This is a genomic window from Neosynechococcus sphagnicola sy1 (genome assembly GCF_000775285.1).
In the GTDB taxonomy this organism is placed as follows: Bacteria; Cyanobacteriota; Cyanobacteriia; order Neosynechococcales; family Neosynechococcaceae; genus Neosynechococcus; species Neosynechococcus sphagnicola.
The window spans coordinates 24,238-37,904 of record NZ_JJML01000051.1 but is presented as its reverse complement, the minus strand read 5'-3'; the positions used below and the strand labels follow the sequence as shown (position 1 = coordinate 37,904).

General features: G+C 51.1%; 13 protein-coding genes, 1 tRNA gene and 1 pseudogene. 7 read left to right on the top strand and 8 right to left on the bottom strand.

The genetic code is table 11. The features are described from left to right. Nucleotides 1–404 (top strand): transposase (locus DO97_RS22515; RefSeq protein WP_204368719.1); only part of this gene is annotated, 404 nt, incomplete at its 5' end. 193 nt (nucleotides 405–597) lie between these two features. On the opposite strand, the gene grrM is transcribed toward DO97_RS22515, so the two are convergent. The 4 genes from grrM to grrP all read right to left on the bottom strand — a co-directional run bounded on the left by grrM (nucleotide 598) and on the right by grrP (nucleotide 4,444). Further along, a complete protein-coding gene (gene grrM / locus DO97_RS17235) occupies nucleotides 598–1,794 on the bottom strand; it encodes a cyclophane-forming radical SAM/SPASM peptide maturase GrrM/OscB (protein WP_081980826.1) in 1,197 nt (398 codons plus the stop codon). A 58-nt stretch (nucleotides 1,795–1,852) separates the two neighbouring features. Beyond that, nucleotides 1,853–2,191 carry a GrrA/OscA1 family cyclophane-containing rSAM-modified RiPP gene (gene grrA, locus DO97_RS17230; RefSeq protein ID WP_036535799.1) on the bottom strand — a complete coding sequence of 113 codons (339 nt, stop codon included), beginning with the start codon at nucleotides 2,189–2,191 and terminating at the stop codon, nucleotides 1,853–1,855. A 94-nt stretch (nucleotides 2,192–2,285) separates the two neighbouring features. Next, nucleotides 2,286–3,533, bottom strand: a complete 1,248-nt coding sequence (locus DO97_RS17225) for an acetate/propionate family kinase (protein ID WP_036535796.1) — start codon at nucleotides 3,531–3,533, stop codon at nucleotides 2,286–2,288. 14 nt (nucleotides 3,534–3,547) lie between these two features. Further along, the gene (grrP, locus tag DO97_RS17220) at nucleotides 3,548–4,444 is read right to left on the bottom strand and encodes an extracellular substrate binding-like orphan protein GrrP (protein WP_036535794.1); all 897 of its coding nucleotides are present in this window, start codon (nucleotides 4,442–4,444) and stop codon (nucleotides 3,548–3,550) included. 219 nt (nucleotides 4,445–4,663) lie between these two features. Here grrP and DO97_RS17215 point away from each other — a divergent pair, with 219 nt between their 5' ends. Next, complete coding sequence (locus DO97_RS17215; protein ID WP_036535790.1) at nucleotides 4,664–6,448, top strand: ABC transporter substrate-binding protein; 1,785 nt, start codon at nucleotides 4,664–4,666, stop codon at nucleotides 6,446–6,448. Nucleotides 6,449–6,705: 257 nt separating this feature from the next. On the opposite strand, the gene DO97_RS17210 is transcribed toward DO97_RS17215, so the two are convergent. The 3 genes from DO97_RS17210 to rpmF all read right to left on the bottom strand — a co-directional run bounded on the left by DO97_RS17210 (nucleotide 6,706) and on the right by rpmF (nucleotide 7,675). Then, nucleotides 6,706–6,792 (bottom strand) — tRNA-Ser (locus tag DO97_RS17210). Nucleotides 6,793–6,898: 106 nt separating this feature from the next. Then, nucleotides 6,899–7,498: a sulfite oxidase-like oxidoreductase gene (locus tag DO97_RS17205; protein ID WP_036535787.1), complete on the bottom strand. Its 600-nt coding sequence runs from the start codon at nucleotides 7,496–7,498 to the stop codon at nucleotides 6,899–6,901. 3 nt (nucleotides 7,499–7,501) lie between these two features. Further along, entirely contained in the window at nucleotides 7,502–7,675 is a 174-nt protein-coding gene (gene rpmF / locus DO97_RS17200) for a 50S ribosomal protein L32 (protein ID WP_036535785.1), read from the bottom strand. 321 nt (nucleotides 7,676–7,996) lie between these two features. Here rpmF and DO97_RS17195 point away from each other — a divergent pair. Both DO97_RS17195 and DO97_RS17190 read left to right on the top strand, forming a co-directional pair. Next, nucleotides 7,997–8,972, top strand: a pseudogene (locus tag DO97_RS17195) (carbohydrate kinase family protein). Between the two features lie 22 nt (nucleotides 8,973–8,994). Then, nucleotides 8,995–9,486, top strand: a complete 492-nt coding sequence (locus DO97_RS17190; RefSeq protein WP_036535783.1) for a CYTH domain-containing protein — start codon at nucleotides 8,995–8,997, stop codon at nucleotides 9,484–9,486. Here DO97_RS17190 and leuD read toward each other — a convergent pair. Next, nucleotides 9,483–10,091: a 3-isopropylmalate dehydratase small subunit gene (gene leuD / locus DO97_RS17185; RefSeq protein ID WP_036535781.1), complete on the bottom strand. Its 609-nt coding sequence runs from the start codon at nucleotides 10,089–10,091 to the stop codon at nucleotides 9,483–9,485. The two genes, DO97_RS17190 and leuD, sit on opposite strands and share 4 nt — an antisense overlap. 240 nt (nucleotides 10,092–10,331) lie before the next feature. Here leuD and DO97_RS22510 point away from each other — a divergent pair, with 240 nt between their 5' ends. The 3 genes from DO97_RS22510 to DO97_RS17175 all read left to right on the top strand — a co-directional run bounded on the left by DO97_RS22510 (nucleotide 10,332) and on the right by DO97_RS17175 (nucleotide 13,610). Continuing rightward, a complete protein-coding gene (locus DO97_RS22510; protein ID WP_162183022.1) occupies nucleotides 10,332–10,637 on the top strand; it encodes a transposase in 306 nt (101 codons plus the stop codon). A gap of 144 nt (nucleotides 10,638–10,781) precedes the next feature. Continuing rightward, the gene (gene hslO, locus DO97_RS17180; protein ID WP_036535779.1) at nucleotides 10,782–11,681 is read left to right on the top strand and encodes an Hsp33 family molecular chaperone HslO; all 900 of its coding nucleotides are present in this window, start codon (nucleotides 10,782–10,784) and stop codon (nucleotides 11,679–11,681) included. A 186-nt stretch (nucleotides 11,682–11,867) separates the two neighbouring features. Next, the gene (locus tag DO97_RS17175) at nucleotides 11,868–13,610 is read left to right on the top strand and encodes a DUF3352 domain-containing protein (protein ID WP_036535778.1); all 1,743 of its coding nucleotides are present in this window, start codon (nucleotides 11,868–11,870) and stop codon (nucleotides 13,608–13,610) included. The last annotated feature ends 57 nt before the right edge of the window (nucleotides 13,611–13,667 follow it).

Below are 13,667 nucleotides of genomic sequence, written 5' to 3'. Positions count from 1 at the left end.
TTGATTTAGCCCTCACCCGGTTACATGCTCGTGCCCCTAAAGGTAAAAGAGCACGGGGTAAGCGCCCCAGCAAGCGAGGTAAACGAGTCTCTACAATCAGTGCAATCAGCCTCAAAACCGTTGTCACTAACGTAAGTATCGTCGGTTCAACCGATGGTTTGACCTTTGAAGCCTTCATTGCTCGCCACCTGGTTCCGAAACTTTGGAAAGGAGCTTGTGTGATTATGGATAACTACTCGATACACAACCATGACACGATCAGAAAGCTGATTGAGGACGTGGGTGCTAAGTTGATTTATTTACCTCCCTATTCTCCAGACTTTTCACCGATAGAAAATTGCTTCTCAAAGATTAAAAAATATTTTGCGGACGATTGGGGCACGCAGCTATCCCGATCTCGCTAATGCCATTGAAGACGCTTTTTCTCAAGTATCTTTGGAAAACCTCAAAAATTGGTTCACTCACTGTTGCTACTACGCCTCACAAGAGTGAAAAATGCTATACATCCTTTACTTATCTCTACCCTTCTGAGCGAGAGAAAGTCAGCATCATCCGTTTGTTCTACCTGTCTAGTTACTTGATGTATTATCGAGGGAATTAATGGAGTCCCAAAGAAGATTCTAACCCGGCCAAAACCACATCCGTCACCATCTGTTCATAGAAGCGACAAGCCATGGTTTCAGCAACACGAAAGCTGCCATGTTCCCAATATTTGTTGCTGGCTGAACCACCGCCACAGACACCATAGTATTGACATTTTTGTTGGCAAAGACGAACACCAGCCTCAATATCCTGGTAAATTTCCCAGAATTTTTCTGTGTGGCAAACAGACTCAAAACTATCCTCTAAAATATTTCCAAGAATGAAGTTGCCGTAGGGTTCAACCTTGACGGCTAATAGCTCCGGATCAAAGGTGGAGAAATTACCTTGGTAATCAATGTTGATAATTGCAAAGGGGCTTGAGAGCCCACTTCTAGGAATTCTATCCCCAGCATAAATAAGGCTGCAAATACGCTCAAACTCTCGCAGTCTAAAAACACCCTGAGCTTCAGCAGCGAGTTGCCAAAATCTCTGTATAAATGCCCGAAAGCGCCGCTCTGCATCAGGATTTTGCAAAGAAGAACTACGATTAACTCCTTCTAATTCTTCGATATTAAATCCGACATCTATAATCCCATTCTCCATAAAGAAATTGAAGATTTCATCTGGATAATCTAAGGATTCTTGGGTGATGACAGCAATAATATTAAAATCAAGATCATGGTTCCTTAAATGTTCAATACCCCGCATCACACTGGCATGGGTACCAATTCCTGTGCGGGTCTTGCGATGAGCGTCGTGGATAAAGGCTGGGCCATCTAAACTGATGCCGACATTGACTTGATATTTTTTAAACAAATCGCACCAAGCTGGATTAATCAGGGTACCATTAGTCTGAATTGATTGCCGAACTAGATACCGTTGTTTATTCAGTTTTTGATCCAGGAGGTTGATTTTTGACAGCGCCGCATCGTAGAACTCAATCGGTACCGCTAACGGCTCCCCAGCATGCCAACAAATTGTAAACTCTTCACCTAAAAATCGGCTAGTAAACAGTTGAGTGAAAATCGGTTCAATCAGATCCAGTGACAAGTTTTTCTTGCTTTGCCGATCGGGCAAATAGCAGTAATCGCAGTCCAAATTGCAAAAAGACGTTGCCTGGATAATCACCAGACTGATCGGCCCAAAGTGATCAATTTCTGCGAGTCGATGTTCAGGAATAGGGAGGGGGGACGCGAGTTGCTCTGGGATCATGACGAGGGCCAATGAGAGTGTTACCTAGGGTAGAAGGATGCTTCTCCCCTGCTCAAGGTTACCAGTTGCGGAAGTTAACAAAGCCGCCACCATCCCGCCAGCCATTGCGCCAGTCTCGCCAACCGCCGTTACGCCAGCTGCCGTTACGCCAATTTCCCCAATTTCCCCAGGCCAACTTCAAACCCTCTTTGAGATCGAAGGGCAAAGTTTGTGGTGCTTCCGGAAGTTGGGTTTCTCGACTGCGAAGGGCTGCGGTAATAGCCGTCAACCGGGCTTCAATCGTTGGCGGAGCATGCTGTGCTGATGACTGGTTCAGGGCAGCGGTTGCTTCTGGGGGATGAAGGGCAGAGAGTGTCAGTAAGAAGCCCACCAAACCTGATGTTGTCGAGATTTTCAAGGGGGAAATCCTCCCACTACTGAAATAATAAATTGAGCTTATCTTATTCCCCTTCAGGAGTGGAAGCGGCTGTGAGGACTAAGTCTCTGGGACATTATGGGACGTGCGTGGTTACTACGGCCTTCTGAGGGGATTGGCTGAGTCGCCAACATTCTTGGGCGATCGCCCAATCTTCTTGGGTATGAATGACCAGCACTCGCACCCGTGAATCCAGGGTGGCAATATCTTGATCACAAGGAGACTGCATATTTTGGGCCAGATCTAAGTTCAAGCCTAAAAAGCCAAAGGCTTCACAAACCGCCGCCCGAATCGGGGCCGCATTTTCCCCCACCCCTCCGGTGAACACCAAGGCATCCAGCCCTCCAAGCGCCGCTAACATCGATCCGATGTGCGATCGCAGGCGATGAATATAAACCGCTAGTGCTAGATTTGCCTGCCCATCCCCCGCCGCCGCCTGCTTGAGAATTTGGCGCATATCCCCAGAGCTACCAGACACCCCCTTCAGACCCGATTCTTGATTTAATAATGTATCTAGTTGTTGAGCATCGAGATGGTGGTGGCGGATCAGGTGCAGCAAAATCCCCGGATCAACCGATCCAGAGCGGCAGCCCATCATCAGCCCTTCTAAGGGCGTAAAGCCCATTGTCGTGTCGATACTATGCCCCTGGTGAATGGCCGCTAAAGAGCAACCATTCCCCAAATGGCAGGTAATCAGCCGCAAATCCGTCAGGGGTTGGTGGAGAATTTCCGCAGCACGGGTGGCTACATATTGATGACTAATGCCGTGGAACCCATAGCGTTGAATGCCCTGTTCAAACCACTGCCAGGGAATGGGATAAACCTTCGCCGCCATGGGCATTTGGCTGTGGAAGGCGGTGTCAAATACGGCAACTTGGGGCACCGTCCCTAAGCACTGCTCAATGATGTCAATGCCCTGCAAGTTAACGGGGTTATGGACTGGAGCCAAGGTCGCTAACTGGGCGATCTCGGCCTTGACCGCAGGGTTCACCCAGGTACTTTCTTGATAGTCTCGCCCACCATGCACCACCCGATGCCCCACGATGTCGATGTCACCGGGTTGACTCACCACCGGAACTTCTCCAGACCAGATGGTTTGCAGAAGTCGCAGTGTATCCTCAAACCGAGAGACGGAGGGAAACACCGTTTCATAGGAAGGGATATCGACCGTTTTGACCCTTAACTCAGCCATCCCCGGCTGAGAGGCCCAGTCAACCTGGGCTTCCCACAGTGGTTTAAGGGGCTGCTCAGGCAGGCTATCGCCAAACTCGTAGAGACAACTTTTGTGGCTACTTGACCCAGCATTCAGCACCAAGATTTTCATTAGGCTAGGGTATGTTATTTCTGGGTGAGTGGGATTTGCTCGTAGGAATCCACCACAAATCGAAAGAAATTATCGATCATTTCCCGATTCAGCGTCACTATGCCTTCGGGGCCAAACCAGCGATCAATAATGGCCGTCGATTGCTTGTCGCCAGTTTCTACCCCTTGCATGAAGCTCACCAGGCTATAGTTCACCAGATCCCGGAAGGAGGAATCATTTTCGGGCAACATACAGGCAAGCCCTTGAATGGCATAGGGTTTTGCGGGTACCACGGCAAAGGCATCGGGGTTACTCGCCGTTAGCCGAAATCCTTCCAGCAAGATGCCATCCGAGGCGAGGGCATCCAGTTTGCCTTGCTCAAGAGCCGTAGCGCCTTCCGCTCGATCTTTCACCGGGACAAAGGTTGCTTGGGGTTGAACCAGCTTCATCACCTGGGCATTGACTGATTGAGGAATCACCCCAATGCGCTTGCCCACTAAGGACTGGGGTGTGCTCAGGGGACTTCCCTTTTTCACCAGTAACCGGGTGCCAGTAATGCCATAATCCACTGAAAAATCAACATATTTTTCCCGCTCCCAGGTAAAACTGGAGGCTTCACAGACAATATCCAGTTCCTCGCTGACAAGTTTAGGGATGCGATCGGCAACCGTGACCCCCACCAGTTCCAGCTTGATCGGTTTACCTAATTCTTTTTCGAGTTGCGATCGCACGATCTCTAGGATGTCTACGGAATAACCGACGAAATTGCCCTTGTCATCAATGTAAGCCAGGGGCACGGCATCCGTGCTGGTACCCGCCGTCAGGACTCCGGTACGTGCCACTTTTTCTAAAACGGATTCTGCCAAGGCTCGACCCGGCAGAGCAACTGCTAGCATCAGGCCAAGAGCGGCGATCGCAAGTCTTCTAGGCATAGGTAGTCCTCTGAATAATATTGAATATACCTGAGGGTTCTGCATAATCAGAGATACTTTGCGTGACTGTTATAACTGCGGTACTCATGCAACCTCGTTACAGCAACCCATGGAGCATCGGTCTTGGGAATGGAGTCTCTTGACTCAGTTGTAACGGTTAAGTCCTCAAAACTCAAGCTGCTGACCTCGGGAACCGCCGTCAATAGGAAGGAAGGGAGAATGATTTCTGCTGCTGTGTCTCTGCTGCGTCGCTGGCTGCTGGTGGGGTTTAGCTTATTGCTGGCGAGTGGGTTGTCAGCCTGTAACCCCGATCAGTTGAGAACCAATGCCACTCAGGTACCTGAGTTGGTTGCCCCGACCTTGGGCGATCCCAAGACCTTTAATTACCCTCTAAATCAAGAGTCTCCCAACGTTTTCACCTACATTTATGAGGGATTGATTACAGAAAATGGGGTAACGGGAGAAATTGAACCAGCCCTGGCCGAGTCTTGGAAATTCTCAGCTGATAAAAAACAAATTGTCTTCACCCTACGAGAACATTTGAAGTGGTCTGACGGTCAACCATTGACGGCAGCAGATGTGGTGTTTACCTACAACAGTATCTTCTTCAACAACCAAATTCCCACCGATGCCAGGGATGTGCTGCGAATTGGTACCAGCCGCGCTTTACCGCATGTCCAACAACTGGATCAGCGGCGGATTGAATTTACAGTGCCGGAACCCTTTGCACCCTTTTTGCGCAGCACCGGGCTGCCGATTTTGCCCGAACACGTACTGCGTCCCCTGGTAGAAACCGTTGACTCGGATGGGAAGCCCCGGCTCTTGTCAGCGTGGGGAACCAACACACCTCCCGAACAAATTATCTGCAATGGTCCCTTCATGATCGAGCGTTATACCACCAGTCAAAGGGTGATTTTCAAGCGCAATCCTTACTACTGGCGTCACGATGAACAAGGCCAGCCATTGCCCTATATTGAGCGTTTTGTATGGCAAATTGTGGAGTCAACAGACACGGCATTGTTACAGTTTCGCTCTGGCAGTTTAGATGTGTTAAATATTTCCCCCTTAACATTTTCACTCCTGAAACGTGAGGAACAGCGGGGCAAGTTCACAATATATAATGGCGGCCCCGCTTCTGGCACCACCTTTATTTCCTTTAATCTCAACCAAGGACATCGCCCTAATGGCCAACCCTTGGTGGATCCGATTAAATCTCGCTGGTTCAACACCTTGGCATTTAGACAGGCCATTGCCTATGCTATTGATCGCCAGACCTTAATTAACAATATTTATCGAGGTTTGGGAGAGTTGCAAAATTCTCCAATCTCGGTTCAAAGCCCCTACTATCTATCTCCTGATCAAGGTCTGAGGGTTTACAATTACGATCTAGAAAAGGCAAAAAACCTGCTGAAAAAATCTGGTTTTCGCTATAGCAACCAAGGACAATTATTGGATGTTCAAGGCAACCGAGTTCGATTCACACTCCTAGCCAACACAGGCAGTAGAACCGCTGAAGCTATTTGTGCTCAGATCAAACAAGATCTTGCCAAGATCGGTATTCAGGTTGATTTAAATTTTATTAACTTCAATGTCCTCGTAGATAAGTTATCAAATTCTTTGGAATGGGAATGCTATTTCCTCGGCTTTACGGGGGGGGTAGAGCCCAATGATGGAGCCAATATTTGGTCACCCGAGGGAGGGTTACACACCTTTAATCAAAAACCACAAGCGGGTCAATTGCCTCTAGTCGGACGGGTCGTTACTGACTGGGAGCAGGAAATTGGTCAACTGTATATCCAGGGGGCACAGGAGTTAGATGAAACCAAACGAAAGGCAATCTATGCCAAGACCCAGAAAATTACCCAAGAATACTTACCGTTTATTTATCTCATTAACCCGCTAACCTTAGCAGCAGTTCGCAATCATGTTCAGGGGGTGCAGGTCTCTGGCTTGGGAGGTACTCTGTGGAATATTCAACAACTCAAAATTGTGGCCGATAGCTGAGGGAGTGACATCGGAACCAAAGAACACCACCAGGGGGGCGGTGAGGCTGGCGAGGATGTTTCTCAGATGCTTGAGTATTGCGGACTCCATCCCGATCCGCATTGGGGGCAGATCCTTCTCAAGCCCCAGCTCTCCTCCCAAATGCCCCTGGATGACAATGGATAATCTGGAACTTGGTTGAACGCTAAAATAAGTTAGATCCTTTGCCAGAAAGGATCTATATAGATCGTGTTGGACACTATTGGATGATCAAATGACGGAGAGGCAGGGATTCGAACCCTGGGAACCCGCAAGGGCTCATCTGATTTCAAGTCAGACGCAATCGACCACTCTGCCACCTCTCCTTAAATCTTGCCAACGTCTTAAGCAAACCACTCCTCGGTTAGGAGACCGATCGACCCTCATCGTCGGCAATATATTCTACTATTCCAATACCGTAAACGCGTGGATTCAGCCATTGCCACTGTAACGTTCTTCACCCCAAGGTTCGCCTCGACGGTGATAGCCATTCCGTTCCCAGAAACCCAAGTCTTCTTGCTCCAGGAACTCTAACCCCCGCAGCCACTTGGCACTTTTCCAAGCATAGAGGTGAGGAACGACCAGCCGAACCGGCCCACCGTGCTCCTTTGGTAAGGGTTGACCAAACAGCGTATGAGCCAAGAAGTTCTCCTGACGCAGAAAGTCTACCAAGGAAATATTGGTAGTGTAGTCGCCGTAGCTATGCTGCATTAGATACAGCGCCTTGGGATCGACCGATAGATGGCTCATGAGATCAGTCACCTTCACCCCTGTCCACTGCACATCCAGTTTTGACCAGCGAGTGACACAGTGAAAATCCGCCGTGAAGTTGTGCTGCGGCATCGCCATCAGGTCTGACCAGGAAAAAGTTGCAGACTGCGCAGCACCCCAAATCTCTAACTGCCACTCTGTGGTTGTAACCTCAGGGGTTTGCCCATAGGTCAGAACCGGAAAGCCACTGGCAAGATGTTGGCCAGGGGGCACCCGTTGACTCTGATCAGCTTCTGGTTTCTGGAAGAATTTACCCAGCATCAGTTATGGCTCGTCGTCTGCCTCTTCATTCGGGGGATAAACAAAATTGCCCCGTCCCGTCAGGATGGATTTGCCGAGGGAAATTGCTTTTTGGGCTTCTAGAACCGCTTTCCGTTTCCAGGTGGCCCGACGCTTGTCACGCTTTGATTGTGACGTTTTCTTCTTAGGAACAGCCATGGGAGTTGTGAAAAAATTCGACAGCTTTTCTAGTTTAGTGTATTCCTTAGCTATTCACTCAGTCCCCCTCCGTTTCAACCGCTGGTCAGGTTGGTGATGGGGCTAGGGAGAAGCTAAAGCCAGGAAGTTAACCACAGAAATTTAGAGAAAACCTTTGTCGGGCAGCCCAGAACGCCGCCAAATTAGCCCTGAACATGCATCAGCCTTAAGCTTGATTGGGTTTATGTCTGAAAAACTATCTCAGGGCTCCATCTGGTTTCGGGAATTCTGAGACAATGGAATTCATTGCTTCCATGTCATAGCTTCCATTCTCTAAACTAAATGGCTACTCAGGACTTTCCCCGTGTGCTTTGTCTGGGCGAAGTTTTATGGGATGAGATCGCGGATCAACCCGTGGCATCTGTTGAATCTGTAACGTCGTGGACCCCTCATGCGGGGGGAGCGCCTGCCAATGTTGCGTCAGCCCTGGTTAAATTGGGAACAACGGCAGGGTTTGTCGGGTGTGTAGGTGAGGATGAAGCGGGGATGGCGTTGGTGGAGGTATTAGAGACCGCAGGGGTTGACACCACGGGAGTTCAGTACTCGCCCACCGCACCGACGCGAAAAATTCGAGTCCTCCGCCCCCAGGCTGAGAATATCCAGTTTGTCGGTTTCCATGGAGCTGATGCGGCTGATTTTGCCGATGCCTACCTGCAAGCAGAGCAATTACCGGTGGAACTGTTTAGAGCCGCCGACTACTTGGTATTAGGCACCTTAGAGTTAGCCTATGCTGACAGTCGGCGGGCGATCGCACGGGCTTTAGAGCTGGCAGAGCAGTATTACCTGAAAGTGATCTTAGATGTGAACTGGCGACCCGTTTTCTGGCCGAACCCCGACTTGGCTCAGGCACGGATTCAGCCGCTGATCGCGCGGGTGGAGTTTTCTCAAACTCTCCCATGCAGAAGCTATTTGGTTATTTGGGACGGCGGAGCCAGGGGTGATCGCCCATCAGCTTGATCACTTAGAAGGTGTGTTGATTACGTCGGGAGCCGCAGGCTGTGCCTATGCCTTCCAGCAGCAAGAGGGGCGGGTGCCTGCCTTCCCCGCCGATGTGGTTGATACCACGGGAGCCGGAGATAGCTTTCTCGCTGGCTTTATTCATCAACTCTGTCGTCTAGGGCTTACCGGTCTGGCCGATCCCCAAATTGCCCGGGATATGGTGATCTATGCCAGTGCGGTGGGGGCACTTGCCACCGTCAGAACTGGGGCGATCGCATCTCAGCCCACCGCTGCCGAAGTGGCCGCATTTTGTTTTTGAACCAGGGGTAACCCCATCCACCATGGCTGTTGAGATTGAGCGCAAGTTCCTTGTCCAGGGAGATGCCTGGCGATCGCTGGGTCAGGGGGTCTGCTACCGCCAGGGTTATATTGCCACCGTGGGGGATCAAACCGTGCGGGTACGGGTAGCAGACAATGCTGGTTACTTAACCTTGAAAGGGCCGACGGTGGGCAATGCCCGCCTAGAGTTTGAATATCCCATTCCCCTGGCAGAGGCCATGCAGCTCCTCGACGACCTCTGCGATCGCCCCTTGATTGAGAAAACTCGCTACACCATTTCGGTGGCAGATGTGGTGTGGGAGGTGGACGAATTTCATGGGGACAACCAGGGGTTAATTCTCGCGGAAGTGGAGCTAGCCGATGAACAGCAACAGATCGACCTCCCTGGGTGGATTGGGCAGGAGGTTTCGGGCGATCGCCGCTACTACAACACTTCCCTAGTGAACCACCCATTTACCCAGTGGGCGGATGCTGGCTCGGAAGTGCCCAGCTAGCGAACCGCTAGGTTTGACCACTGCACATAGGGTATTTGCGCCACCGTACTCCGAATCTGCTCGGCTTGGGCAACCAATTGGCCACAGGCATCCCAGGTGCCCATTGTTAGCATCTGTCGGGAGCCTTCATTAAGGGAGATGGGGGCTGCAACATCCCCCCAGCGAATTTCCATCACTTCTAAATCAAGGGTGAGGGTCGTCTGGGGATTGGCTGCCAGATGTTCTTGGAGTTGTTTGAGGGTCTCAGGGTTAGCGGTGACGCAGGGAATCCCCATGGCCAAGCAATTGCCTAAGAAGATCTCAGCGAAACTCTCCCCCACAATGGCTCGGATACCCCATTTGGCGATCGCTTGGGGAGCATGCTCTCGACTGGAACCACAGCCAAAGTTACGATTTACCACCAGAATCTCGGCTCCCTGGTATTGGGGCTGATCAAAGGCATGGTGTCCTAGAGCTTGGGCGCGATCGTCGGTAAAGACATGGGCACCAAGGCCATCAAAGGTGACACAGCGCAGAAACCGAGCCGGGATGATGCGATCGGTATCAATATCATTCCCTACCAAGGGAATGCCGTGCCCTGAAACCACGTTGACTTCGCTGACCATAAAACCTCCTATCTCAGACACAGCTGAGGAACTGTTGCAAACACCCTCTGAGAGCGACAACGACTGCCAAGAACGTTTGATTTGCAAGTTTCTAGTATAGTATTTAGAGGCTGTTTCTAAAGAAAGATGAAGTTGCAAGTTAGAAGCAAACCTTGTGAGTGAAGGTGAAGTGAGTACTCAATTCTAATCAAGATCCTTCGCAAAGAGTATCCCAGCGACTTAACTGATGCGGAGTGGAAAGTGATAGAACCCTTGCTCCCTGCTGAATCAGCAATTGGCCATCCGAGAGAAGTTGACTTTCGTGAATCAGGACTCGAAGCCTTGATTACAGCTGCCGGAGCGCAAATTATCTATCTGCCCCCTTACTCACCGGATTTTTCACCCCTTGAGAACTGTTGGTTCAAAATTAAGAGCATTCTCCGTCGTCTTGGAGCAAGGACGTATCCTGATTTACTCCAAGCGTTAGAAACCGCATTTGCAGAAGTAACGATAAAGAACATACTCGGTTGGTTTACTCACTGCTGTTACTGTGCTTCAGTAGATTGATAACCGCTATATCTAATCTCGGTTAAGCAAAATCTAAACGGGGCATCTAGGATCAAATGATCACAGCCCCATCCATCGGCGTTGTGATCAGTTAGGACTTACTATAGAGAAGAGTGGTAGTTATTAAGAATTGTAAGGAACTTCATGGCTGATCAGCTACTCCGAGCCACCGCCGTAGCGGGAGGAATTCGAGCCGTTGGTGTGATCTCGACCCGTCTCGTCCAAGAAGCAAGACAACGACATCGTCTTTCCTATGTGGCAACTGCCGCCTTGGGGCGTACCATGACCGCTGGACTGTTACTGGTCTCGAGTATGAAGCGACCCGATTCCCGTGTCAACATCCGGATCAAAGGGAACGGGCCCTTGGGGGGCGTTCTGGTGGATGCCGGTTTGGATGGTACGGTGCGGGGCTACGTGGATCACCCGGATGTGGAACTGCCTCCCAATGCCAAGGGCAAGCTAGATGTCGGGGGTGCGGTTGGTTCCCAAGGCTTTTTGTATGTGATTCGAGATGTTGGCTATGGGTACCCCTATTCGGGAACCGTCGAGCTGGTCTCGGGGGAGATTGGGGAGGATATGGCTCATTACCTGGCGGTTTCAGAACAGACTCCTTCCGCCTTGGTGCTGGGTGTCTTGGTGGAGCCGGATCAGGTGGTGGCATCCGGTGGCCTGTTAATTCAAGTGATGCCTAAAGCAGCTCAGGATCAAGACCTGGTGGAAACCTTAGAGTCACGAGTCTCTCAGCTATCGGGCTTTACTCCTTTGATGAAAGCGGGGAAAACCCTCCCGCAGATTTTCGCCCAATTGCTTGGAGATATGGGTTTGGAAATCCTCCCCGAAGTACAACTGGTGCGCTTCCACTGTGGTTGTTCCTTTGAGCGGATGTTAGGGGCTTTAAAACTGCTGGGGGTGGAAGAATTGCAGGACATGATGGAAAAAGATAATGGCGCTGAAGCAACTTGTCATTTCTGCAATCAGGTCTATCAGGCCAGTCGCGAACAATTGGCAGAACTGGTGCAAGCCTTACAGGCAGAGCCACAGTAGTTCATTCCCCCTGGAATTTGGGGCAGAGGTCGCTGCTAAATTCCCTGGTTAGGGATGCTGGGGCTGACGAGACGGACAATTAAGAGCGGCAGAGCTTACTCCTCGTGGTTTTGTAGTGCTACCGGGAGGTGAAATAATAGTCCTGGGTTGGTTTTAGCCTTCCTTGCTCCTCCCGCACATTTCGCTATGAAGCCACGCTCGTTTTTCTCCTTCCTGGCTGCGACTGTTTTGGTGCTGCTGTTGATCGGCATCGTCGGTCTCTTCTGGCTGCGATCGCACAACCCGTTGACCTTACTGCAAGGCGGGAAGCTCTCCCATCCGGAAGCGGCGATCTTGATTCCCAAGCAGTCTCCGATGGTGGCATCCCTGCTGGTCAACCCCGATCGGTTAGAACAGTTGCCGCTGGTACTGGCCGCTCCAGGGGAACGCCGTCATCTCCGGTCGGAGATCCGTCAACTGCGCCAGCGCTTACTCGGGAGTACCGGCCTGGACTACCAACAGGAGATACAACCCTGGCTGGGGTCAGAAGTTACCCTGGCGATTACCACCTGGGATGTGGATCGCAACCCAGACAATGGTCAGCAACCGGGCTATTTATTGGCGGTGGCGACCCAAGATCCCCAAAAGGCGCGGGAATTTTTACAGATCTTTTGGCAAAAACAGGCGATCGCGGGGCAAGATTTGATCTTTGAGCAATATCAGGGTGTGAAGCTGATCCATGCCCAAGCCCCCGTTGATGTCTTGGCCAACCCCAAGGTTAAACAGCGACAACCCCAACCGCCCAACCCAATCCCGCCAACGACGTTAACCACCGCCGTGGTGGGAGATCGCTTTGTGTTGTTTGCCAACTATCCCAAGGTTGCCAAGGATGCTATCAACAATGTTCAGGCTCCCGATCTCAATTTAGCCACGGCCACCAACTATCAACAGGCGGTCAAAAGTTTACCCCAGGGTCAGATTGGTTGGGTGTTTCTGAATCTGCCCCAACTGGGCACCTGGACAGGAGCCAGTCAACTTCAGAATCCTGATACCCCCGAACCCCTCTACGACAGTTTAGCGATCGCCCTAGGGCTGCATCCCCAAGGGCTACTGGCAGAAATTGCCTTCCTGGGCGCTCCCGGTCAAACCTTAGCCGCCACAGTGCCCTCCCTTTCCCAGCCCGTGGAGGCCCTGCAATATCTTCCGGGGGGCAGCCTCCTGACCCTTTCTGGGACAAACCTGAACAACCTGTGGACTCAATTGACGGCAAGTGTTTCAGGGTACCCTGCCCTGGCTTCCTTACTGCAACAATCCCTGACTAACGTCCAGCAGCAATGGGGTCTTGATCTCCCTGAGACTATTTTTAGTTGGGTCACCGATGAGTATGCCTTGGGGTTACTGCCGACCTCAACCCAGCCAGATTGGATTTTTGTCACCCAGCGATCGCCCGCAGCCACATCGGCGATCGCCCACCTGGATGAAATTGCCCGGGATCAAGGATATGGTACCAGCCCCCTGAATTTGCAAGGTCAACAGGTCTCTGCTTGGACAAAACTGACCGCTGCGCCCCCGGTTGCGGCTGAAAAAACTGCCAATTTGCAACTGCAGGCTCAGGTGCAAGGGGTACATGCCACCTTGGGCAAGTACGAAATTTTTGCCACCTCCGTAGAGGCCATGAGGGCGGCGATCCATCGAGCCACTTCTGGATCTTTACTCACCACGGCTCCTTTCCAGCAGGCGATTGCCCCATTGCCCACCCCCAACAATGGCTATGTCTATCTGGATTGGCAGGGGAGTCAGTCCTTCCTGGAACGATCGTTTCCTCTGTTTCAATGGGTGAAAATAATCGGGACACCGATGCTCGATCACCTGCGAACAGTTAGCCTCAACAGCACCCGTAGTGAGGCGGGAGTCCACCGAGGCAGTCTGTTTTTGCGTCTGGTGAATTAGTCCCTTAGAAACTTGACACTCTGGCAATTTCCCCCTTGAAGCAAGCACTCATCGCTG

Bases quoted from the DNA above. Each gene is read 5' to 3' on its own strand.
- DO97_RS17175 (WP_036535778.1), top strand. From the start codon at position 11,868: ATGAAGCCACGCTCGTTTTTCTCCTTCCTGGCTGCGACTGTTTTGGTG.
- rpmF (WP_036535785.1), bottom strand. From the start codon at position 7,675: ATGGCTGTTCCTAAGAAGAAAACGTCACAATCAAAGCGTGACAAGCGT.
- grrP (WP_036535794.1), bottom strand. From the start codon at position 4,444: ATGCCTAGAAGACTTGCGATCGCCGCTCTTGGCCTGATGCTAGCAGTT.
- DO97_RS17215 (WP_036535790.1), top strand. From the start codon at position 4,664: ATGATTTCTGCTGCTGTGTCTCTGCTGCGTCGCTGGCTGCTGGTGGGG.
- DO97_RS17190 (WP_036535783.1), top strand. From the start codon at position 8,995: ATGGCTGTTGAGATTGAGCGCAAGTTCCTTGTCCAGGGAGATGCCTGG.
- hslO (WP_036535779.1), top strand. From the start codon at position 10,782: ATGGCTGATCAGCTACTCCGAGCCACCGCCGTAGCGGGAGGAATTCGA.
- DO97_RS17225 (WP_036535796.1), bottom strand. From the start codon at position 3,533: ATGAAAATCTTGGTGCTGAATGCTGGGTCAAGTAGCCACAAAAGTTGT.
- DO97_RS17205 (WP_036535787.1), bottom strand. From the start codon at position 7,498: ATGCTGGGTAAATTCTTCCAGAAACCAGAAGCTGATCAGAGTCAACGG.
- grrM (WP_081980826.1), bottom strand. From the start codon at position 1,794: ATGATCCCAGAGCAACTCGCGTCCCCCCTCCCTATTCCTGAACATCGA.
- leuD (WP_036535781.1), bottom strand. From the start codon at position 10,091: ATGGTCAGCGAAGTCAACGTGGTTTCAGGGCACGGCATTCCCTTGGTA.